Origin of the sequence: Blautia sp. HCP3S3_C4 (assembly GCF_052064095.1) — a bacterium.
Taxonomy (GTDB): Bacteria; Bacillota; Clostridia; order Lachnospirales; family Lachnospiraceae; genus Blautia_A.
On record NZ_JBQHWF010000059.1, the window covers coordinates 1 to 518 of the forward strand.

A 518-nucleotide genomic window follows, 5' to 3' on the forward strand; every position below is an offset into this window, starting at 1 on the left:
GCATCTACAGTTCCGCAGACAGTTAAACTTATTTCTGCAACTTATGATAAGGATACAGAAGGCGTTACCATTTCATGGAAAAAGGCTGGTGGAGCTGATAAGTATATCGTATACATCAGAAACAAAAATAACACCGAATGGCTTTATCTTGGGAACACCACAGGAACATCTTATGTTGATGAATTTCCTTATACTAACTGCGACAATATATACACAGTTGTGGGATGTGTAAACCGTAATAGTGTACGCGGAAAGTTTGATGCGAATGGGGTAAAGGTATTTGTACCAAGCGGGGATGATGGAGACGATGATAATGATAATCCGTATATTCCGGAGGAAACACCTGCTCCGCAGATGAGTGAAGAACAGTTTGCAGCAGAAATTTTCAGGTTGACAAATATTGAAAGAACAAAGAATGGAAAGCCATTAGTACAAACGAATGATGACTTGAGCAGAGCCGCTATGCAGAGGGCAAGAGAAATTTCTATTAAGTTTTCGCATACGAGACCGGATGGAAC

General features: G+C 40.3%; 1 pseudogene. It reads left to right on the top strand.

The window, feature by feature from the left end:
• Positions 1–518, top strand: a pseudogene (locus ACTNC6_RS16170) (hypothetical protein); the annotation flags it as partial.